Origin of the sequence: Hyphomicrobium sp., from assembly GCF_019744875.1 — a bacterium.
GTDB lineage: Bacteria > Pseudomonadota > Alphaproteobacteria > Rhizobiales > Hyphomicrobiaceae > Hyphomicrobium_C.
On the sequence record NZ_JAIETU010000002.1, the window covers coordinates 1,310,287 to 1,331,955 of the forward strand.

General features: G+C 60.7%; 21 protein-coding genes. 15 read left to right on the forward strand and 6 right to left on the reverse strand.

What is annotated here, in order from left to right:
* Nucleotides 1-17 precede the first annotated feature (17 nt).
* The 4 genes from K2Y42_RS06210 to K2Y42_RS06225 all read right to left on the reverse strand — a co-directional run bounded on the left by K2Y42_RS06210 (nucleotide 18) and on the right by K2Y42_RS06225 (nucleotide 2,601).
* The gene (locus K2Y42_RS06210; protein WP_291149841.1) at nucleotides 18-761 is read right to left on the reverse strand and encodes a hypothetical protein; all 744 of its coding nucleotides are present in this window, start codon (nucleotides 759-761) and stop codon (nucleotides 18-20) included.
* Between the two features lie 76 nt (nucleotides 762-837).
* On the reverse strand, nucleotides 838-1,533 hold the full coding sequence (locus K2Y42_RS06215) for a hypothetical protein (RefSeq protein ID WP_291149844.1): 696 nt from the start codon (nucleotides 1,531-1,533) through the stop codon (nucleotides 838-840).
* A 98-nt stretch (nucleotides 1,534-1,631) separates the two neighbouring features.
* Nucleotides 1,632-2,036 carry a hypothetical protein gene (locus tag K2Y42_RS06220; protein ID WP_291149847.1) on the reverse strand — a complete coding sequence of 135 codons (405 nt, stop codon included), beginning with the start codon at nucleotides 2,034-2,036 and terminating at the stop codon, nucleotides 1,632-1,634.
* Between the two features lie 19 nt (nucleotides 2,037-2,055).
* Nucleotides 2,056-2,601 (reverse strand): thermonuclease family protein, encoded by a 546-nt coding sequence (locus K2Y42_RS06225; protein WP_291149849.1) that lies wholly within the window; start codon nucleotides 2,599-2,601, stop codon nucleotides 2,056-2,058.
* 688 nt (nucleotides 2,602-3,289) lie between these two features.
* Here K2Y42_RS06225 and K2Y42_RS06230 point away from each other — a divergent pair.
* From K2Y42_RS06230 to K2Y42_RS06275, 10 genes are all read left to right on the forward strand, one after another.
* Complete coding sequence (locus K2Y42_RS06230) at nucleotides 3,290-3,733, forward strand: MobC family plasmid mobilization relaxosome protein (RefSeq protein WP_291149852.1); 444 nt, start codon at nucleotides 3,290-3,292, stop codon at nucleotides 3,731-3,733.
* Nucleotides 3,733-4,965, forward strand: a complete 1,233-nt coding sequence (locus tag K2Y42_RS06235) for a relaxase/mobilization nuclease domain-containing protein (protein WP_291149856.1) — start codon at nucleotides 3,733-3,735, stop codon at nucleotides 4,963-4,965. Before K2Y42_RS06230 ends, K2Y42_RS06235 begins: the two co-directional genes overlap by 1 nt.
* 44 nt (nucleotides 4,966-5,009) lie before the next feature.
* Complete coding sequence (locus tag K2Y42_RS06240) at nucleotides 5,010-6,014, forward strand: hypothetical protein (protein ID WP_291149859.1); 1,005 nt, start codon at nucleotides 5,010-5,012, stop codon at nucleotides 6,012-6,014.
* A 574-nt stretch (nucleotides 6,015-6,588) separates the two neighbouring features.
* A complete protein-coding gene (gene mobC / locus K2Y42_RS06245; RefSeq protein ID WP_291149863.1) occupies nucleotides 6,589-6,981 on the forward strand; it encodes a plasmid mobilization relaxosome protein MobC in 393 nt (130 codons plus the stop codon).
* Between the two features lie 9 nt (nucleotides 6,982-6,990).
* Nucleotides 6,991-7,506 carry a hypothetical protein gene (locus tag K2Y42_RS06250; protein WP_291149866.1) on the forward strand — a complete coding sequence of 172 codons (516 nt, stop codon included), beginning with the start codon at nucleotides 6,991-6,993 and terminating at the stop codon, nucleotides 7,504-7,506.
* Between the two features lie 6 nt (nucleotides 7,507-7,512).
* Nucleotides 7,513-8,682, forward strand: coding sequence for a relaxase/mobilization nuclease domain-containing protein (locus K2Y42_RS06255; RefSeq protein WP_291149868.1), 1,170 nt, complete (start codon nucleotides 7,513-7,515; stop codon nucleotides 8,680-8,682).
* A gap of 179 nt (nucleotides 8,683-8,861) precedes the next feature.
* Nucleotides 8,862-10,640, forward strand: coding sequence for a hypothetical protein (locus K2Y42_RS06260; protein WP_291149870.1), 1,779 nt, complete (start codon nucleotides 8,862-8,864; stop codon nucleotides 10,638-10,640).
* 11 nt (nucleotides 10,641-10,651) lie between these two features.
* Nucleotides 10,652-11,491, forward strand: coding sequence for a hypothetical protein (locus K2Y42_RS06265; protein WP_291149872.1), 840 nt, complete (start codon nucleotides 10,652-10,654; stop codon nucleotides 11,489-11,491).
* A 7-nt stretch (nucleotides 11,492-11,498) separates the two neighbouring features.
* A complete protein-coding gene (locus K2Y42_RS06270; RefSeq protein WP_291149874.1) occupies nucleotides 11,499-12,287 on the forward strand; it encodes a protein phosphatase 2C domain-containing protein in 789 nt (262 codons plus the stop codon).
* Nucleotides 12,284-14,338 carry a type IV secretory system conjugative DNA transfer family protein gene (locus tag K2Y42_RS06275; protein ID WP_291149875.1) on the forward strand — a complete coding sequence of 685 codons (2,055 nt, stop codon included), beginning with the start codon at nucleotides 12,284-12,286 and terminating at the stop codon, nucleotides 14,336-14,338. The genes K2Y42_RS06270 and K2Y42_RS06275 overlap by 4 nt, the downstream gene beginning before the upstream one ends.
* A gap of 83 nt (nucleotides 14,339-14,421) precedes the next feature.
* Here the strand turns inward: K2Y42_RS06275 and K2Y42_RS06280 are convergent, their stop codons facing one another.
* The gene (locus K2Y42_RS06280; protein ID WP_291149878.1) at nucleotides 14,422-14,814 is read right to left on the reverse strand and encodes a hypothetical protein; all 393 of its coding nucleotides are present in this window, start codon (nucleotides 14,812-14,814) and stop codon (nucleotides 14,422-14,424) included.
* A 126-nt stretch (nucleotides 14,815-14,940) separates the two neighbouring features.
* Between K2Y42_RS06280 and K2Y42_RS06285 the strand changes: the two genes are divergently transcribed.
* Both K2Y42_RS06285 and K2Y42_RS06290 read left to right on the forward strand, forming a co-directional pair.
* Entirely contained in the window at nucleotides 14,941-15,336 is a 396-nt protein-coding gene (locus K2Y42_RS06285; protein WP_291149881.1) for a hypothetical protein, read from the forward strand.
* Between the two features lie 67 nt (nucleotides 15,337-15,403).
* Nucleotides 15,404-16,186: a hypothetical protein gene (locus tag K2Y42_RS06290; protein WP_291149883.1), complete on the forward strand. Its 783-nt coding sequence runs from the start codon at nucleotides 15,404-15,406 to the stop codon at nucleotides 16,184-16,186.
* A 47-nt stretch (nucleotides 16,187-16,233) separates the two neighbouring features.
* On the opposite strand, the gene K2Y42_RS06295 is transcribed toward K2Y42_RS06290, so the two are convergent.
* Entirely contained in the window at nucleotides 16,234-17,082 is an 849-nt protein-coding gene (locus K2Y42_RS06295) for a hypothetical protein (protein ID WP_291149886.1), read from the reverse strand.
* Between the two features lie 308 nt (nucleotides 17,083-17,390).
* Here K2Y42_RS06295 and K2Y42_RS06300 point away from each other — a divergent pair, with 308 nt between their 5' ends.
* The 3 genes from K2Y42_RS06300 (at nucleotide 17,391) to K2Y42_RS06310 (ending at nucleotide 21,556) form a co-directional block, all read left to right on the forward strand.
* Nucleotides 17,391-18,425, forward strand: coding sequence for a toprim domain-containing protein (locus tag K2Y42_RS06300; protein ID WP_291149888.1), 1,035 nt, complete (start codon nucleotides 17,391-17,393; stop codon nucleotides 18,423-18,425).
* 237 nt (nucleotides 18,426-18,662) lie between these two features.
* On the forward strand, nucleotides 18,663-19,610 hold the full coding sequence (locus K2Y42_RS06305) for a DUF2493 domain-containing protein (protein WP_291149890.1): 948 nt from the start codon (nucleotides 18,663-18,665) through the stop codon (nucleotides 19,608-19,610).
* A gap of 125 nt (nucleotides 19,611-19,735) precedes the next feature.
* Nucleotides 19,736-21,556, forward strand: a complete 1,821-nt coding sequence (locus K2Y42_RS06310; protein ID WP_291149892.1) for a ParB/RepB/Spo0J family partition protein — start codon at nucleotides 19,736-19,738, stop codon at nucleotides 21,554-21,556.
* Nucleotides 21,557-21,669: the final 113 nt, after the last annotated feature.

Below are 21,669 nucleotides of genomic sequence, written 5' to 3' on the forward strand. Positions count from 1 at the left end.
CGAATATCTTGCCGCAATCACAGCTTCGGCGTCACTTTCATGCTGTCGAGCTTGCGTTGCCGATATTTGAGGTTGCGTTCCTTGGCAGCAACGAAGACCGGCTTCGATGCCATCGTGAGGCCGAAGAGATAGCCACCGGGCCTGAAATCAACCTTGCACGCATCGGGTTTTTTATACGCGGTTGCATAAATATGGTCGGGAAAGCGCTTGGACAGGCGGCCAGATGTTTGTTGGAGCCGGTCACCGGATACGGCCTTCGGAAAGAAAATATCGAACGGGCCGATTCCAGGGGCCCCATTAGCCATCCTGCGCGACCCGACTTTATCGTAAATCGGCTTGGCACCCTCTTCTTCGTCAAGTGCGCAGTAGACAAGGCCAACGGAGCCGATGCGTTTCGGCTGATCGTGTTCGGTGGCCATAAGGATTAGCTGATTGTCGCTGCATCGATACACTTGCTTGAGTAGGGAAGGCAGACCGTCGTAGGGAGGAAATGGTGGCCTAAGTTGCCACTCCTGTATCTTCCTGACCGCCTCCACGTCATATCTGTCGGCCAACCGATAGGCGTCGGCATCGTCGATGGAGATATTTGAGACAAGGCTGCATCCAAGCTCGCGCAGCACTGGTTCGGCAGCTGTGAACGGGCCCCCGACTTCAATCCCTGCGATATCGGTTACCGGTGACTCATTGGATTGCGCCACCGCGTCCTGTTGGAACAAGGGCAGGGCAACGGAAAGGCATAACAAGGTCAGCAGGCGCTGCATGTCGATAGGTCCGTAGATTGTGTAAATTGATTTCGAGGCAAAAACCTCGATTCCGGCGCGCGCATTCACATACTGCTCATGTCGTCTCCACCTGAAACGCGCCATCCCTCAGCCGCCGCTTATCCTCACTCAGCCACCGCCCAGCCACCAGCGGTACCATCCGGCGCACACTGGCGAGGTTCTCCTTCGTCACCCGGAAGATTTTCGCAAGATTGGAGTCCGGCCTATCAACTAACGCCATGACAGCCTCAACCTGTTCATGGTCTAGCTTGCCGTTGGCAAGCAAGGCGCCAGCTACCTTGTAAAGTCCTCCGAATGTCACCGGCTCCATAATAAGCACCACGGTGCGATCCCATTCCCGCATCACACACGCCATCAGTTCTTCCGCATCAACCTCGCTGCCAAGCGTGCCGCCGCATAGGTTGAAGCATGAAAAAACGCCTTGCCCCACGTCATGATCGGTCGCCTCGACAAACGTCGCGATATCCCCCGTCAGCACTTCGCCGATGCACCCGGCAAAGGAACCCACCGCCGCCTGCGCATCTGTCATCCCCTCTTCAGGAAGGGTGTACCCCACGCCATGTTCATTCGGCAGGATGTCGACGCTCACCAGCCGGACGCCTGACTTCACATGAACAACCGCGTGCGCCGCTTCATGCAAAGCAGTGATGGTCGCGTAGTGCTCAACGTGCCTTTCAAGGTCAGCGGCGCTCATTGCGCCCAGCTTGCGTTCCAACGCCACCGCAAAGCCGTTCCGCACATCGGGATGCACAGCATTCCTCCGTCAACAATCGGGCGCACTGGCCACTTTCCAAAAGGTCCACGAGTTTGTCGGAGAGGCGTGAAGCCTGCGACAGCGCTCCCGCTCGTTCAATTCCTCACCTTCCGAACCTCGTCATCACGAATGTAAAGCACCGGCGCCTTAGTCCCGTGCACGCAGTAACCCGAGAAGATGTGCTGGCCGCCCCGTTGCGGGAACACAAAACCTCCGGCTTCGCATCGCGTATAGACGGTATCTTCGTCCGTCACTTCGCAATCCCGCGCCCCGATCAGCTGCGCGTTGTCCTGATCCACACTGTCACCGCCCGCCAAGCGCTCCACGAACATAAGCTTCCCCTTATCAGCGCATGCAAATGCCCCAGGGTTCACTTTGTACGAGCCCCCAAGCTCGATATTCTCGATCTCGCGGATGGCCCTGTTCAACTCAGATTCTGTTTCCGCTCGCGCCCCACCGATGCTCATCGTTAGCATCACCGCCATCACAGCCCTGTTCATTGTCTCCTCCCTGCGCTCATCACAGGCCACACCACACATTCCCGTCGTTCGGCCAGCGCTGTGCCAGTCCCTCTTGTATCAGTACGCCTCCCGCATTCCTTCCGTCGCCCAGCACAACGTCCACCAGGGCACGTCCATACTTGTCATTCCGGCCGCTGGTCTTGATGGTGTAGCCGTCTGCCATAAGCTGCATTAGGCGTTCAAGGGACGTGGTGGCCTTCTCGCGTTCCGCTTTGCATTCAGCCTTGTCCTCCATCTCGGGCGCGTCGATGCCTTGCATCCGCCACTTCGTGCCATCCAGCCAACCCGTGTCGCCGTCCACGAGGCAGGTATGCCGGATAAGCCCGCATTCCTTGATGCCGCCCGCTTGCAATGAGCCGCCGCTCAGGTCTGCCGTGCGAAAGGTCCCACCGCCCCCAAACACGACGTACCCCGCCAACGCCAACACAAGCAGGACGACCCAAGCGCACGCCGTATAGGACGGCATCCAGCGCCCCAATGCAGCTTTGCGCTCTGCGCTATGCCGCGCCTTGCGTCGCACCGACAAATCAATCGGATCTTCCATGTCTCCCCCACGCGACACCCCAATGGCCTTTCGCCTTGTCACGGGATCCCAACTGCACATCCACACAGACGCCCACGCCTGTCGGGGCCACGCGGCCCGTGCAAAACACCCTCATGTCCCAACGCGGAAACACCGCTTCGGCATAAGCGCCCCATGACATCATCACCGCAGCACCAACAACCAGCAGTAACCGGCTTATCATCCGTCCTTGTCCCCCAAACGAAAAAGGCCCCGGTGATCCGTCGGGGCCTACTTGGTGACAGCCGCAATCCTTACGGTGGCCCATCACCGGCACGGTCATCGCCTTCCCAGGCTGTACCGTACTCCAAATTCTACCTGCATCGTTCATTCCGGCAATTGCCCCGCCCACCCGCTATGCATCTGTAAACTTGTATACACGCCATCACCGGCTCCAAATATCCCACGGGGGGCTAGGGGGGCGTGAAGCCACCCGTTGCCTGCTGGTGTCGGCACGTTTGTGGATGCACCTGCCTCTCACGACGCCACCCCATCCGCATCAGAGTCGCCGGTAAGCGATTGCGATTGAACGGGATGATTTTCGCGTAGGCACTGATCGTGGCTTTCATGCACGGGCGATGCCCATACACAGGGCATACGACTGGTATGCAAAGTGAGCGTGAGGGAAGGTTGAAAGGAACGGAGCGAGGTATGCCTTTGACCACAATTTGTGTCCAAAGGCAGCGCCCTGCGGGCCTGTGGCGCCGGGGCAAGCCCCGGCTCCCCGCTTGCTCCGTTCCTTTCAACGAAAGCGATGCACATGGCGCGACGAAGTGTGAGAAGGGCCGACAAGGAAGAGCGGGTGGTGAAGCCCCGATTCCTGAAGGCGCGGTTGAGTGAAGATGACCACACGGCCATCCAGAAGATGGCCAGCGCGCGCGGCATCAAGGTGTCGCGCCTCGCGCGCACCATCCTCAAGGCGCACTTGAAAGGCGTCCCGGTATCGCTGCCGCACCCGCGCGGCATCACCGACGAGTTGGTTCACCAGTTCGCCCGTATCGGGAACAACCTGAACCAGCTCGCTCATCAGGCCAACACCGGCTATGTCGCCGTCTCGGCCGAGGAAATCAGAACCTGCATCGCCGTCATCAACACCAAGGTGGCGCAGCTCTGATGTTGTGCAAGGTCGCGCCCACCTCGAGCGACTTCCACGCCCTTGCGCGCTACCTCGTTCGCGGGAAGGGGGGCGAACCCCATCCCGACCGCGTACAATGGATGTTCACGCAGAACCTTGGAACCGATGACCCGTTGCTGGCAGCCCGCTACATGGAAGCCACCGCATCGCGTTCCACGCGATGCGTGAAACCCGTCTATCACCTGATGGTGGCCTGGCACGAACGGGAACGGCCTTCATCCGAAATCATGCAGGAGGTGGCGCGGCGCACGTTGGAGATGGCGGGCCTTCATGGACACCAAGCCTTGGTCATGGGGCATGGAGACACGCCGCACCGGCACATCCACATCATGCTCAACCGCGTGGATCCGGAAACCCGCAAGGCCTGGAAAACCTCCGACGACTTCAAGCGGTTCGACGGCATCATGAGAATGCTCTCAGATGAATACGGGTTCGAGTACGCACCCGCCCACAGCTTCGACCCGGAGCTCACCGACGAACTCCCTCAGCTTCCCGACAGCAAATCGCACCGCGCGGCTAAGAGAGGTGCCAACACAAACCGCATCAAGTGGAGCAAGCGCGCATCCCGCGAGTTCGGGGAGCATCTCTCCGAAAACCTCGATCGCGGCACCACACTCGACGACCTGCAGGTGCTTGCCTCGGAGCACGGACTTGCCTTCGAGCAGAAGGGAAGGGGCGTCGTACTTGGAAACACCGAAGGCTACGCCACGTTATCCAGCCTCAATCTCGCCATGTCGGCCAACGGCATGGTGCGCCGGCGGGTGAACCCGAATGAGATCCTTCGCCCTACCCCGCCACAGCGGCATTGGTGGGATGTCGACGCGGTGGACCTCACCCGCGCGTTCATGGCGTGGGGCATTAAAACCAAGGAAGACCTCAAGCAGGTGATCAACGACAAACGCGCCGAGCGAGAAATGAAAGCCGCCGCGCGCAAAACCGATGGGTTCCTGTCAGCCCTCGCCATTCCGGCACTTCCGCGCATGAAGCCCTATGCGCGCACGGCCCTTTCAACTCCTCGCGACGGGCTGGGGCGCCCAGCCAAGCCACTCTCCCGTCCTTCCCGGCAAAAACCAACCAAGGACTATCTCGATGCCCTCATAGCGGCCCAGACAAAACACGACATTACCCAGCTCAGGAGGCGTCTAATTGCCCGACGCCGCAAAACGCTGATGCAAAGCGAGGAACCTGACCTTCCGCACCACAATCTGTGACCACCATATTGACAGGCTTTCTCAGTCCACCACCTAATCCACAGATGAAATACAAAACCTACACCAACACAGCCACACACTCGGACCTTCACTGGGCACACCCGGTCCATACCGAGTTTGACCTCGGATACGCCTACGAAACCGATACCCACTTTGTTCACTTCTACGGGTCATCACAGACCATTTGGCCCATCTCCCCCGGCATGTGTGTCACGCAGGGCAAAGCTGGAGTGTTTGCCGACTGGCTAGTTCGCAATTTCAGCGCAACCAGTGTCGTGGAATCCCTTCGCGATGTCGGAGAAACCGTTTCAACAGTCTGGCGGCCCGGCATCGAAGACTATGACGATATCCGCGCGGGTTTGCGCACAACTGACTTCGAACGCCACCAAGCTCTCCAAACCATTCGATTGCTGCTCGAGCGCCTGGACGACATCTTCGTCTACATGGAACCGACGCTTCACAGCCTTCAGGCTCACAGCCACAAGACACGCGAGCTGTTGATCCTGGCCGCCACCGAAGCCGAGAACTCCTGGGCCCGCTACCTCCGAACCGCCACTGCAGCGCCCGCAAACGGCAACTTCTACACAACCAACGACTATGTGAGGCTTCTTCAACCCCTGTTCCTCGCGGAATACCAGCTCACCCTTCGTTCTTACCCAACCGTCCCGCCATTGCGGCCCTTTGCGAATTGGACCGCGCAACAACCAACCCAATCCCTCAACTGGTACCACGCCTACAACCAGACCAAACACGACCGGGATACCCACTTCGACAAAGCCACTCTCAAGAACGCGATCGATGCGGTTGCTGCCAACCTGGTGCTGTTTTCTGTGCGTTTCAGCCCCTATCCGTTATGGAGGGAAGGGGGACCTGCCGCCTCGCTCTACAATGAACTCTTCACAACAATCACCCTCGTCAACCCGGACCCCCGAACGTTTTACGTTCCGCTGATCACCTACCCAGCCAACCCAAACCTTGCCCTCCGTGTTTTCAGCGCGAAAGAAGCACGCCTGATCCAGCCGTGGAACGTACAGCCGTTCACTCTATAAAATTCGATTTGCTTCCGAACGCCACACGCCTCCATGGCGTTCAACCTCCACCTTAATCCGTGCCGGATTTTGGCGTTTCGGTTCCATGGCGTCTGAACGTCTCCACGCCATCCCGGTCGAACGACAACGCTGCCAATCCTATCAGCGGTAAGTTCATCGCTTCCGCGCAACCACATCATCATTGGAGTGGCACGTCTTGTCCGCAGGGTTTCACCGCAGGAGACTTTAGGAAACGATTGTGCGGCCGTTGATGGTCGTTGACGGGGAGAACGCTCCCCCACGCCCTAAAACTCATCCAAAACGCCGCGTGGTAACCAGAGGGAACCTCCGCGCCTCACTTCCAGCCAGGGGTGCGGGGGCGGCACGGCCCCGACCGAAAAATCGAGCTGCACTTTCTGCTGCTCCTGCTGGGCATAAGTCATCCGCATACTGGAAAGCGCTGTCGCACTAGGGCATTCTTCTCCCCGTGGGAGCAAGCAAGTCTTTTGGGGCCAGGATGGCCCCAAAATCGCGCACCTAGGCCTTTGGCCTCAAACGCGCTTGCTTGCCCCTCAGTGCCGGGGGGCTCCAAGACGTGACACAACGCGCTGAACCGGATGCCAAGCTGCGCACCAACCGCGTGCGCAGCTACATGACCGATGACGAGTTATCCGCGTTCAAAGCCCTCTGCACAGCGCATGGAACAACCGAAGCACAAATGGTCCGCACCTTGGTGCTGGCGGCCGTCGCAGATCAGAAGCCGCCGGCGCCCAGGCCGGAAAAAGCGCGCCAGGTGGACGAGCTCATCGCCGTCATCAACGGATTGCACGTCCAGTTGCGAAAAATCGGCACGAACCTCAACCAGATCGCCCGACAAACAAACACCGGGCTTGTGCCGGTGTCGCGCGACGAGATTCTTGCGGTGTTTCACACCTTGCAACAGGCCGCGGCGGCGGTCCAAACCGCTGCCCACAAATTGCTGACCTAGGGTATCGACATGAGATTTACACTGCACACCGCCATGGCGTTCGCACAGCGCGCTGCCAAGAAACGCCAAAGAAACGCCAAGCGGTTGCCCTCGCTGCCCGCCCGGGTCTCTATCCCACTTGTCGCCGTCATCGCCGTGGCGCTGCCGGTGCATGCTGCTCTCGCGGTCTCACCAAAACAGCAGGAAAAGGCCCGGCTCGAATTCCTACAGACCTTACCCTCAACAAACCAAACCATCCCCGTCCTCGATGTAGACCCGAGGTGCCGAAAGGAAGCCGAACAATCCCACGTCAACAAGGCAAACGCCTACACGGAATGTTTTGAAAGGCAGCAGGAGCACTATGATTACCTGAAACCGATCTGGAGCAAGATTCCTGCCGACATCACACGGCAATGCACGGGCGACACGCCCGAAATGCGAACACCCGCTGTCGACTACTGGGGCATATCGATGTGCGTGAACGTCCTTCTCGATGAGCGTATGCGGCACGAAGAACCCCTTCCCAAGCTTCAATTCAAATACTAGCCGAACATGATCGGCAAAATCCCCAAAGCGGGGCGCGGCTTCAAGGGCATCGTCTCCTATCTCCTGACTGGCGCCCGAAAACCCGAACGCCAAGACGGCAAGGCGCCCAGCCTACAGAACGCCACCGAACTCCAAGCGAACGCCCGAACGAACGAACGCCCGGACGCCAAACGAACCCGAGTGTTGTGGACCGAAACACACAACCTCGTCACCACCGACCCGGCAAAAGCGGTACGCGTTATGCGCGCCACCGCCAACCGTTCACGCCGCTGCAAAAGTCCCGTCTACCACTTCGTCATCAGCTGGACTCCGGACGAAACCCCAAGCACCGACGTCATGCGCGCCATCGTCAGAGACACCTGCGTCGACATGGGGCTTGAAGACCACCAGCGCATTGCCATCGCCCACGGCGACACCCGCCACAAGCATGTGCATGTGGTCGTCAACCGCATCCACCACGAGACCGGAAAAGCGTGGAACCGCGCCCAGGATTGGGTGCGGCTCGAGCAAAGCCTTGCGCGACAGGCCAAGGCGCGGGGGCTGCGCTACGTGCCAGGCCGCCACAACGCCCCCGATGATTTCAAGGATCAGCCCAAGAGAACAAAAGACGCCGAACTGCAGCGCGCGCGCCGCAATGGCCTTCCGTCCCCACCGATGCAATGGACCGCCAGCCGCCTTGCCGCAGAGCGCAAGCGCATCGCCAAACTCTTCGATACCGCGAGCAGTTGGGAACACCTTCATCACACGCTCGCGGAGACCGGCCTATCCCTCAGGGAGAAGGGGCAGGGCCACGTCCTTTACGACCGATCGAGCGAGGTGAAGCTATCCTCGATCTCGAAAACCGCCCGCATCGGGTTGCTCGCCAAGAGGTTCGGAGCCCCATACCAACCATCTCGGCACAGCTCCTTACGCGACCTCACTCACAACAGGAAAGATACATCACCGGACAATGTTCAAAAACCCTCACCACATGACGTGAAACCCTCCCCCCCTGACGACTATTCCAGACATCCACAACAAAAACCGGGAAACACCGCCCCCTCGCCACCGTCCACGGTTGACCAACGTCTATCCGTAAACAAACATATGCGTGTTGAAACGCCTGCACAGCATGACGGTACGTCGCCAACGCCTCACAAACGGAAGCAGCGCAAACGCAAAGGTCCGAAATTGTAGGCGTACCCTTTTTCAAAAGGTACCCATAATGCACCGCGATACGTATCCCGCACGATACTCCGACGCCCACAGCGCCTTCCTCCACGCGCCGCCCGGATAAAACTCCACACATGCACGCCATTTGACAGGCTTCGCGCGCTTCAACGCGCGAAGCGCAAACGAGGGGCTGCGCCTTCGCCATGCAGAGCCGCTATTGGGGTTGCCTCGTGCAACCTCAGCATCATGACGTATGGACCGAATACGAAATTGAAAAGCCCCTCGCCAACGCAGAAGGCGGGGAAGGGGGCATATTCACGCTTAAGCCCCATGCGGGCGAAAAGCGCGTCGCCAGGCTTTACAACCCCGCGTCCAAATCCCTCTTGAACCCCGAAGCCTTTAGAAGCCTCGCGGTGCTGACGTCCAAGTATGCCGACTACTCTCAGTCATTGCCGTTCGTTGCCTGGCCGATCGAAGTCCTGTTCACCGTCAAACATCCGTCGTCCATCCAGCACTTGCCCACGTTGGCCGGCATCACCATGCGCCACATCAGTGGCCATACCGTGCTGGAAAAAATCACCACCAACGGCAACGGACGCTTCGGTATCGGAACGGAAAAGGCTGTCCGCATCGCGGCCGTGATTGCAAACTACCTCACCCGCCTCCACAAAAACGGCATTGTCTTCTGCGACTTCAACCCCAAGAACATCCTGGTCTCCAACGACCATTCAAACGTCACCTTCGTTGACGCCGATGCCTTCCAGCACTCCATCATTGCGAACGTCTTCACCAAACCGCACTACTTCCCCGGATTCGCTTCCCCCAATCACATCGATGGCAAGCCCGGTCCGCGGCACTCTTCAGACGACGACTTCGTCCTCGCCATCCATATCTTCCAACTCCTTCTCGATGGTGGCCATCCGTTCGATACAGGTCCGGCCTACGACCCAACGGGCGACCCGTTTGCCACCATCACCCCGCACGACAACATCAAAGCCCGCCGCTGGCCCTACTCGGATATCGCCAAATACCATCCGCCCGGCGAGACGCCCAAGCACTACGCCAAGCTGCACCCAGAGCTTCGCGCGATGTTCGAACGCGCCTTCCAGAAGCTCAATCCGCCGACCGCCGCGGAGTGGGAAGCCGTTCTTCCGAAATACCGCAACAACGTCGAGGGAACTGCACCTCCCCAGGTAAAGCCAGCAGCCCAACCGGTCCCGCCGCCCAAGCCCGCCACGCCCCAGCCCGCGCGAAAGCCACCAGCCGCGACGCCCTATGCTCCGCCGCAACCCGCGCACTACGCCTACCACCACGCGCTCAACATTCCCCCGCCTGCACCCCAACCTGCACCCAGCCCGCCACCCACGCGCAAAGCCGCCGCAAAAGCGATCGCCAAAGCCATCGCGTGGTGGCTCGCCATCAATCTCTGGCGTTTGTTCAAAATGCTCTTGCTGTGGTTGCTCAAGCAGGGGCGCGTGCTCGCCATCGCATCCGCAAAGGGGTTCCGCAAACACGGCGGCGTGGAAGCTACCGTTGGTGTCTTCGTCCTGGTTGGAATTTTCTGGTACTTCCGAGCCTACGAAGCGCAACTCGCCGCGAAGCAAACCCAGCCCGCGCTTGCCGCGCAACCGCCCGCGCCAACACGCGCCGACCGCCCCTTCAAAACGACCATCGAAGCCGCGCGCCCGCCCGCCGCCCTTCCCCCGCAAAAGAAAAGCGCTCCTCAGAAGCCCGAGGCGGAACCCGAAATCCTTCCGTGGCTCACCAAAGAAGTTCCAGCGCCGAAGGCGGAACCGCTCTCCGCACCCGACACACGGTCAAAGCGGCGGATCTACCCGAGGAACTTCCGCGAATACCAACGCATGCGCCGCCAAAGGCAAGAGCGAGCGGACAATTCAGGCTGGACCCGGCGTAGCCGCTCTTCCGAATTCCGCCTGGCACCGGGTGCCACTCCCATTCTGCGTATCACACCCTCACAATGAAGGATTGAAACATGTCCACCTTGTTGCAGCAGTTGCTGACTCCAGAACCCCCGCCCATCAACATCCCCGCCGCCGCCACCCGAAAAACCCGCTTCCCCATCCTCATCCTCGTCGACATCTCAGGCTCCACCGGTGCGGACCCGAGTGGCGCAGGCGGAGCAAACGCCGACATCCACCGCATCAACAACGCCATCCACAAAATCGTATCGATGCTGCGCTCCCCGCCTCAGGGTACCCCGCTTGCCGACAACCGCGACTGCATCGATCTCGCCATTTTGACGTACAGCAACAACGTCGACGTCAATCTCCCTTGGACGCCCGCCGCCAACCTGCCCCCCATGATCCCGCCGTTCGCCCCCCAAGCGGGAACCGAAACCGGGAAAGCCATCCTGTTCGCCATCAGCTACGCACTGAAACAGTACGTGCAGCTCAAAAACCAGAACATCAAATGCGGCATGCCCAACCTCTTCCACATCACCGACGGGGCACCAACCGACATGCAGCCGGGGTCACCCATCTGGAACGAGGTGCAAACGAACCTCGCCCGCATGTCGCCCAACGTCGAGAAAAAGTACGTGGCCTTGAAAAGCTTCGTCACAGCCAACGGCTGCGACCTGAACTCCGGAGGATCCGTCCTCGCCGACGGCCGCCACGTCACTGGTCTTGAGCTCATGGGTGAACTCTCCAACGGCGCCGACACCTTCGAACTGTCAAATACCGAGGATGCCTTCCATGACATGGTCCAGCTCGTCACCGTCCTCATCACCCACGCCACCCAGCTCGCCAACGGCCAAGTCCCCGCAGGAAGCGAGCCCCCCAAGTTCGAAAGCAACAACATCATCCCCCATTGACGTGTTGGTGGGCCTTCCGGCCCGCTATGCCTTCGCACTTTCAGAAAACAACCTGTGGACCTTCCTCACCGTCACAGCGGTGGGGACCAACCACACGTCCAAAGGAACGGCATCGGAAGACGCCATTATCATCACCGCCCACAACGACGCGGTCATTGCCGTGATTTCAGACGGGGTGAGCGACGAGAGATGCACAAAGTCCGGGGAGGGGGCCCGCCTCGCCGTGCAACACACGGCCCGCGCCATCGCGCGCGGGCTTGAAGCGGGACTGGACGCGGAACAGGCGATCTCCGAAGCCTTCTCCCACACCTACAACGCACTGACCGAACTGACCCAGCGCGAGAACGCCTTTTGGGGAACCTACGCCTGCACGCTCGCCGCAACCGTCATCCGCGATAGCTCCATCACCGTGGGCCACATCGGTGACAGCAACGCCTACCACTACGACGGAAAAAGACTGACCCGCGTTGCCACCGCCCTCTCCAACGACCAGCCCAACCTCATCATACTCCCCAACTGGCGCACGCAGTTCACCGTGCAAACCATCAACAAACCCTACGTCAAAGCCTTCGTCCTCGCCACCGACGGAAACGACAGCTTCTTCCTTGGAAGATCCCCGGACGACGGGCGCTTCACCAATCCCGAAGTCACCCAAGCCCTGCACACCATCGCAACCAAGGGCGCCGATGACTTCGACATCATGCAGGTGGTCAACGCCCTCATAAAACATCCCGGCTACGACCGCACCGACGACCGCACGATGTTCTGGGCTTTCCGGAAGGAGAAGAGGCCATGATGCTCGGAATCCAGGGTGAGAACCTTGCCGACGTCGAACGCTACCTCACCGCCACGCTCAACGACCCCACCGCCAATCTCTCCATACCCGCGCAGTGGTTCTTCAACGTCATCCCAGAGCGCGTCTTCCATGACAACGCCTTGAAGGCGCTTGGGCACGGCGGCCCCACGGTCAAAGTGGGGCGCGTCATTCTCGCCCCCACCATCAATTTAAACCCGACGCCCTGGAGCATCCTCACAAGCTGGGGATCCAACATCAAACGCTCCTCGGACCACCGGCAGCTGACCAACATCTTCAAGAATGCCGACCTTGTCCGCGACTGCCTCACCATCTCCGACAAGGAAAAGTCCTTGTTCATGGCCCAGTTCGCCATGTACCGCGATACGGCTGCACAAGCGTCCGTCGACAAATGGGCCCGCTTCCTGCTGTTATTCATGCTGCATGGGGGAAACGGTCGCCTCGAGCCGCGCCGTAAATACCAGGCCTCGCCCCATATCCCGCTTGCGCTGCAGCTCATGAAAAGCTTCGTCGGTTCGTATCTGCCCACTTATGATGATTTCATCGTGCAGGCCGCGCAGGAAGCCGTCACTTTCGCAAACCGCACGCCAGCTGGCTTCCTCAACCCCATGCCCGCAGCAAAGGTGCTCGGCACCGGCGCCCACTGGCTCAACGCGCAAGACCTTGCATCTAGCGCGGTCTACACCACCACGCCCTCACGCAACGCGCTCATCCTCGGCACCCACAAAGACACCGGCCAAACGGTCTACTACCCCCACAACGAAAGCCTGATCACCATCGGTGGTTCCGGCACCGGCAAGAGCCAGGCCCAGGTCATCACCAATCTCCTCAATTATCCCGGCTCCGCCTTCATCCTCGACGTCAAAGGCGAACTCTGGGACAAAACAGCGGGCTACCGCCAAAAGCATTTCGGGCCCTGTTACCGCTTCTCGCCGACCAACACGGCAGGCCTCACCCATTCCTACAACCCCTTCGATTTCATCAGCACCAATCCGTCGCAAGCCGCCTCCCAGTGTACGGTCCTCGCCCACCAGCTCGTGGGAGAACCACAGGGAGACAACAAGTATTGGCAGAGCCGCGCCCGCGACTTCATCTGGGCCTTCTCCTTGGTGATCGCCCTCAAGCATTCCCCGGAAACACGTAATCTCTCCTATCTGGCGCGCTACCTCGCGCTCGCCACCACATTCGACGACATCACCGACAAGAAATATCTCGACTCCGAAACCGGAAAGGTCATGAAGGCCATGCGCGAGCTTGGCCACAAGACCGGCATCACCGACCTCGCCAACGCCGCCACCGCCTTCGAAAACGCCCTGACCGACAACGCCCGTATCGAAAGCATCCTCGATACCGCGCGCCAGTTCACCGCCGCCTTCGCGCGATCGAAGATTGTCACCGCCGCCATCTCCTCGAGCAGCTGGAAACCGAAAGATCTCCGCTATCGAACCGGAACGTCCATCTACGTGTCGCTCCGGCCGGGTGACCTGCAGCCGTTCGCCCCCATCATCCGCATTCTCTTCCAGCAACATGCCGACCAGCTGATCGACGGTTACGCCGCGCGGCCCGACCAGCTTCCCATCACCTTTTTTCTCGACGAGTTGCCCCAGCTTGGAAACATGGCCTCGTTGACGGACCTGTTGGACCTCGGACGCAGCGCGGGCCTGCGCCTCTGGTTGTTCGGGCAGTATTTCGGGCAGTTCAAGAAAGCCTACCGCGACCTGGCCAGGGGCCTCATCGGAGGTTGCCGCGTCAGCTGCTGGATGAAACCGGACGACGACGCCGTTGATCTCATCAAACCGGCGCTCGGGGCCACCCACAGCTACTTTTCTGACAAGCGCCAGCCTCTCGCATCGGAAGACCAGTTGCGCGGGCGCGAGTTCCGCGACGACATCATCATCCTGTCGCCGGGGGAAACCCCGATGCGCCTCTCAAAGATCATGGCCTACGACGTGATGCCCGACCGCATGACCATTCCGGCCCCTTCCGTCCCGGCCGTCATCAAGCCCCAACAGCCCGCTGCCGCGCGGCCCTAGCAACAGGTCATACCCCCCGCCAAAAGAAGCACGCCAAGAGCGAAGATGCAGAAGATACCGGCCGTATCGCGCGCTGAAACAACTTAGGGTCTAAAAAACCGAAGGCCGCGCTTGCGCTTCTTGTCAGGTGCGGCCCCTTCCACCTTCGGGGCGTCCAGCTTCTGCGTAGGTTGCAACTCTTGCACCTCTTGAAGCTCGCGCTCGATCCGCTTCTGGTTGTGGCCCATCATCACAACAAGGAAATCCCGCAGCACTTCGTCCCGTTCGACGCTGCCCAGCAGTTTCAGCTTGTCCGCCGCCTCTGGCTCGAGCTTGTCCAGTGCGTCCGCGAGCTCCCGTTCGGCGGTCTTCGCGTCGATGCCGGCTTCATCCGTCATCTCTTGCGTGCGCGCGAAGGCCAGCAGCGCGCCGTCCACGTCGGACAACGCCGCTTTCCTGTTTCGGGCCAAATCTGCAAGTTTCTGGCGGTTCCACATCGCGTCCATCCTTAAGTGGCCGGAAGGGAAGGGACGGCAAAAAAGGGCTGTAACCGCCCCCTCCTGCCGAAACCAATTCGGGTGGCCCCGGCCCGCAACCTTCCCCAATATTCAGATCCCGCACAAGTGTGGGCGAGCAACCGCCGTCGTTATCCACCCCTTGAAATCACGACAGCCGGATTCCATACCACCCGCATGAACGCCGCATACGACGACCTCAACCAGGTTCCCGCCAGCCACATGCTGGCCTGCGGCGCCAAGCTCGTCGCCATGCTCATCCAATCAATCGAGGACGACGACCCCTTTGCTTGCCTGCTGTCCATCCAGGGCAGCATCGAAGTCTTCGCGGCGCAGGCGGCAACACCAATCGAAAAGGCGCTCGCGCAATCCATGCGCCAGATGGCTGAGGAAATGATGCGCCGCAACCCGAACCCGCATCACCTTCACGGCAAGACCGCGCGCCGCTTCATCGAACAAACCCAGCGCCCTCGACTCCGCTTCCAGCGTGCCCGCAAATCCTGACTGCCCACCGCCCGAGCAGCCAACGCATCCAGCCCGTACACAACTGCCCTCTCGGTGTGCAGCGGCATTGACCGCGCATTTTGCGCGCGTCAGCCTTCCGACAACCCCACTTGCAATAGCAAAAAGAAGAGTCCGGGAGGCCCAGAAACAAAGAAAGCATACAGTCATGCAAAAACCCGAACCGACCTTCTCGGTCAACCTCAACGCCAACCCCGGCACCACCCGCTTCGGCAAGCGCCGCCCCAACGGAAAGGGTTGGATCGCAAAACCCGGCCAGCCCGAGCGCAAATTCAATGTCTCGGTCTGGGCCTCGACCTTCGTCAACAAAGACGGTGTCGAACTCCTGGCCTACAACGGCAATGTGGACCCCTACGCCCGCACCGACCGCGGCGTCGACAAGATGCGCGCCGGCGCCAATGCCGGCACCGGCCCCTCCATTGAAGTCAACGGCATGGAAATCCAGGACGGGCGCATCGTCTTCTTCGAAGCCGTACACGCCGAAGGAAACATCGCCGAGAACGGCAAGCGTCGTGCCGATTTCTACGGGTATTGGAACGACAAGGGCACCCTCATCGATGTCGGCGGCTGGTCCAATGATTTCGAGGACGGCCGCACCTCCGTCGTCGGCGGCACGCAGCCTCACTTCGAGAAGCCCGTGGACATGCAGGCATCCCCGGATGAAATCGATGCCATGCGCAGTACGGCAGAACCCGCCGAAGAACACGCATTCGGCCATGGCTCGGAAAATCCGGAACCCGTGGAAGAGCAAACCTCCTCCCGTCGCCGTGGCGGTCGACGCGCTGACACTCAACAGAGCGCCAGCATTCCGGACGACGAGCAAAGCCGCTAATAGGCCCACATACTCGAAAGGCCCCGATGGGGCCTTCTTGTTTTGAGCTAGCGGTGATCTACCTCGACGCCTGCGAAGCCGTGTTGATTGAGGGCAGCCTTAATGATGGGCACGTCTTTCGACCGCCCACAGGTGACGCCGACGAGGTCAATCCGACAGGCCTCATTATCCGTCGCTAAATCGATCTCGATGTACCTTTCCTTCCCCGATCCAAGAACCCAATCGCGGGGTGGGTTGCTGACCATCAAGCGGACCTCATCCTCATAGCCCAAGCCTTGCCGCAAGGAGAACGCCGTCACGCGAGACACCCCAAATGGAAAGAACGTGCGCCCTATCTCTCTCTTCAGGTCTTCATCCAATTCCGACAACAGTGACCTTTCATCGGGCCGATAACGGATACGTCTCAGGTCACCTTTCACTGGACTAACGCGAAGGCGCAGCCGATACCCATCGCCGCCGTCTGCAAACACGTTCCAGTGAGAGAGTTCACTACCGCTCCCGACCTCAGTGCAAGATAGATAGAAATGGCAGCCCGCCAGCTTCTCCCTCAGCTTCTTGCTTTCCGCAGCAGAATACCCGTGCTCCTCCAAGAACGAACGATACTCATTGGCGTCCAAATGCCTTGCAACGGAAGACAGCCGGATCTTCTTCTGCTGAATGATCTGCGGTAGAATGTCTGGCTTCGTAAAATGCCAAAGCTCCATGGCTGGAAGCGTCGGGAACATCCTCTCAAGCAGAGCGTCAGACACTGCTCGTGTCCCGGCAGCCTCGTAAACATGGGCCGGCGTCAAATGTAGTTCCTGAGCCCCGTAGGGTAGCGGAAGATTGCGGCGAGCGAAGATAGCTGCTGCGGTTTGCTTCGCATTGAAATTCGCCATGGCCGGTGGGAGTGCCATATTCACCTCGCTTGATAGTACCTCAGCATACTGGAGCTTTTCTTCCGTGTAAGAATAATAAGGTGGGCGCCCCGCCCTGCGGGCGGTCCCGCTCTATCGCGCGCAAGTGCAGCGCGCGCGACGGAGCCGCTAACGCGTCTCCGCCCGTGCGGGTGACGATCGGTGGCGCGCGCCGTGGAGAGGAAAGAGCCTTGCGGAGAGCGCGACCCGTGCTGATAGCCAGAGGCCGAGAGGAACGGCTGCTCTCGTGAATCGGGACGGAGGTGAGAGAGAGGCACCGCCACCGGCTAAACCGCAGGAGCAGTCCCATGACCCTACCCATCCGCCAAATCGCAGAACGCCTCGCGCAAAACGCCGAGGCCGTTTGCAGGCATTACCTCGATAACGGCCGCAAAAGCGGCCGTCACTGGATTGTGGGCGATGCTTACAACACCAAGGGCCGCTCCATGTTCGTGCGGCTTGCGGGACCGACCTACGGGCCAGGCGCCGCCGGTAAGTGGACAGATGCCGCCTCAGGTGAACATGGAGACCTTCTCGACATCATTGCGTTGACCCTCAACATCAGCCTCTCTGAAGCCCGCGAGGAAGCCCTGCGCTTCCTGTCACTCCCCAGCACGGCACGAAAGCCCGAGCACCAACCCGTGGCGCGCAACAGCAGCCAGGCGGCGCGCCGCCTGTTCGCCGCATCAATGCCCATTACCTACACCCCCGGCGAAACCTACCTCCGCCGAACACGCGGCATCACCTGCTCACTTGTAGTGCCTGCGTTGCGCTTCCATCCGCGCTGCTATCACCTCACCGACACCGGCCGCATGGAGCTCCCCGCCATCATCGCCGCCATCACCGACAACGCGGGCGACATCACAGGCGTGCAACGCCTCTACCTTGCTCCCGACGGCTTGCACAAAGCCGCCATCGAGGAACCCAGGCGATCACTCGGCGACCTGCTTGGAAACGCCATCCGCATCGGTGCCGTAACCGACGTCCTCGCCGCAGGCGAGGGATTGGAGACGATGCTGTCCATCCGCTCCCTGCTTCCCCACATGCCGGTTGTCGCCTGCGCGTCGGCCAACCACCTTGGCCTCTTCACCCCGCCGCCCGGCTTGAAGCGCCTCTACATCGCTCACGACCACGGCCGCGCCGGAGTTGCAGCGGCCGAGCAGCTGCGAGCGGTCGCCACAGCGGCCGGCGTTGCTGTCGGGTTGCTGACACCGCCCGGCAAGGACGATTGGAACGCCGACCTCCGCGCCGTTGCGGCTGACGTCCTGCATAGGCTGCTCGCCCACCAGTTGGCCCGTGAGGATATGTCCATCCTTCCGGCACCGTCGACCGCATCATCCTGACCGCGCTGCTCTCAGCAAGGGCCGTCCCCCGCTTCATATCGGCCACCTCCCGCCTTTCGAGCTGGCGAAGGAGGCCAGAGGCGGGTCCGGGCGCAACGGCTGCGCCGTCCTCCACGTTGTTCCGGCCGCGCGCGAAGAACGCGCGCGGTGCTGCCCGCAACGCGCCCCCGGCAAGAGCTTCGCCAGAAAGGCAGGGAAGAGGCCCCTGTCTAAGAAGCGACGGAAAAGTTACAGCCCATGTCCACCCTCGCGCGCCCCTCAGGCTATCCCTCCTCGACCGCAACCGCCCGCGTCACCGACGCTCTCGCCCTCTACGGCCACCACGGCCACTACGACGAACCCGAGCACCGCCCGTTCCCAACGGAAGACCTCCTGGACGGTATCGTCGCCGGCCTCTTCGACGGCATCGCGCAGCCGCTCGCGGAAACCGCCCTGCAAACCGACATCGCCGACCTGCTCTGGTCGCTCACCGACCTCTTCCACCGCAAGACCGACCGCGTGCAACGCTTCCTCGACGACAACGAGATGAAGCAGCGCGCCGCGCAGGAGCAGCAGGACGGATCGGAAATATCATCGGTCGCCCTCGAGCGCCTCATCGAGAAGGGCCAGCTGCTGCTGGAGAAGCGCGCCGCTTTCGAACGCATGAGAGACCAAGCGGCCCAGCAGTATGAGGACCACACCGGCTCCCCCTGGCGCCCACGGTCCGGCTCCAAGGTCAACCACCGCAAGAATACCGCCGCCGTCATCGACAGCCGAAACTACATCAGCGCAAAGCGGCGCGCGGAAACCGAAGTGATGCTGCCCGCCGGCCCAAAGGTCGCCTTCGCCGGTGGCCCGGATTACAACGACCATATCGCCATCTGGGCCGTGCTGGACAATGCCCACAAGAAGCATCCCCACATGGTACTCATCCACGGCGGCACCGACCGCGGTGCCGAGGCCATCGCCACCGCATGGGCTGCCAACCGCAAGGTCACCTGCGTCACCTTCAAGCCTGAATGGACACGCGACGGCAAGGCTGCGCCCTTCAAGCGCAATGACCGCATGGTGGAGGTCATGCCCATCGGCCTCATCGTCTTCCCCGGCAACGGCATCTCCGAAAACCTGGCCGATAAAGCGAAGCGCCTCGGCATTGCCGTGACACGGCCAGTTGCGCAAAAGGCGCCGCTGAGGACGCGGCCCTAGATTTCTTCCGATGACCAGCCGCCCGACAATAGGGAGAGAAAGAGGAGGGGAAGGGGGTCGGGTGACAGAGCAAAAGGCTGGGGAGAGGCCCTCGCCGGCACCGTCACCACAAAAGGAAAACTCCCATGACCCTCGACGCCCGAACCGCGCCACAAGCCAACGGTGAAGTAACAGCGCCCGCACTACCCGCACCGCGCCCGTTCAAGCGGGAAATCCGCGAGGTTCCCTTGCCCAGCCTCGTGTTCTCGAAAATCAACGTGCGGAAGCACAAGGACAAGGACGTGGACTCGCTGGCCGCGACCATCGCTTCTGCGGGCTTGCTCCAGCCCATCGGCATCCGCCAGCAAGCTGACGGCACCAACGAGGTGGTGTTCGGTGAACGCCGCACCCTCGCCATCCGCAAGCTCAACGCCAAGGGCCATCCCGGCACCGATATGGTTCCGGCCGTGGTTCTCGAACCCGGTGACGATGCCGCCGCCATCGAGGCATCCTTCATCGAGAACGCCGAACGACTGCCCATGGACGAAATGGACCAGTACGAGGTGTTCGCCGCCCTTCAAAAACAGGGGCGCGAAATCTCCCACATCGCCTTCACGTTTGGATGCACCGAGCAGTTGGTGAAAAGGCGCCTGGCCATCGGCAACCTGCTTCCGAAAATCCGCCAGATGTACCGCAACGAAGACATCGGGGCGAAGGAACTGCAGCTGCTGACCATGGCCACCGCCGCCAAGCAGAAGCAGTACCTGAAAGCTTTTGAAACCGGAAATGACTTCCCGCAGTCGTGGCAGCTCAAGGAATGGCTGCTCGGTGGTGCCGCCATCAAGACCAGCGTGGCCATCTTCGACCTCGCCGACTACAAGGCGCCCATCGCCAACGACCTCTTCGGGGAAGACGCCTACTTCACCAGTGCCGATCTCTTCTGGCAGCTCCAGAACGAGGCCATCGCCAAACAGAAAGACGCGCTGGAAACGTCAGGCTGGGCCGAGGTTCACCTGCTCGAACCGGATCAGCACTTCCACCGCTACACTTACGCCGACCTTTCCAAAGCCAAGGGCGGTCACGTCTACATCGTCGTGAAGCCCAGCGGTGAGGTGGAACTCCACAAGGGCCTCATCACCACCGCCGAACTCAAGAAGCTCGAACGGAAGGCGGAGAAGGGAAGCGGCGCGGAGGAAACAGAAGCCGAAACCATAGGCAAGGAGGACGCGCCGCAAAGGCCGGAACTTTCCGAACCGTTGGCCAACTACATCGACCTTGTGCGCCATTCCGCCGTGCGCGCCGAACTCGCCAAGACGCCGAAGCTGGCCTTGCGGCTTGCAGTGGCACAGCTCATCGCCGGATCTACGCACTGGTCCATCAGCGCCGAAGGACGCCAACCGGCCAACGCGGCGATTGCCACCGCTCTGAAAGATCTGCCGACCGAAATGATGTTCAAGGACATCCGCGCCAAGGCCAAGGCACTGCTGCCGAAGGGCTCCAAACGCGATGCCATCTACATGGGTGACAAGGGCGCCATCCGCTGCCCTTCCCATGGCGAGCGCGTGGTAGTCATTCTCGCCCACCTGCAGACGTTACCCGACAACGACGTGCTCGCCATCCTCGCCTCGCTCACCGCCGAAACCCTCGCCCTCGGGACCGAGGTGGTCGACACACTCGGCGCCACCATGGGCGTCACCATCGACAAGCTTTGGCAGCCCGACGACACCTTCTTCGACCTCACGCGCGACAAGGAGGTGTTAAACGCCATGCTCGCGGAAGTGATCGGCAAGGATGCCGCCGCAAGCTACCTCACGGGCACCGGCAAGGCGAAGAAGGAGATCATCAAGAAAGCCCTCAGCGGTGACGGCCGCAAGAAGGTCGACGGATGGTTGCCGCGCTGGTTTGCCTTCCCCGCAACCGGCTACACCAAGCGCAAGATGACAAAGGTTCAGCGCAGCAAAGCCTAGCCTTCCCGTCAAATCAGACAGGCCGCTTCTCGAAAGGGACGCGGCCTTTATCATTTTAGTGGCCTGCCGTGCGAATTCGCAAAGGGGGAGCCGATGGCTTAATTTCTTTGATC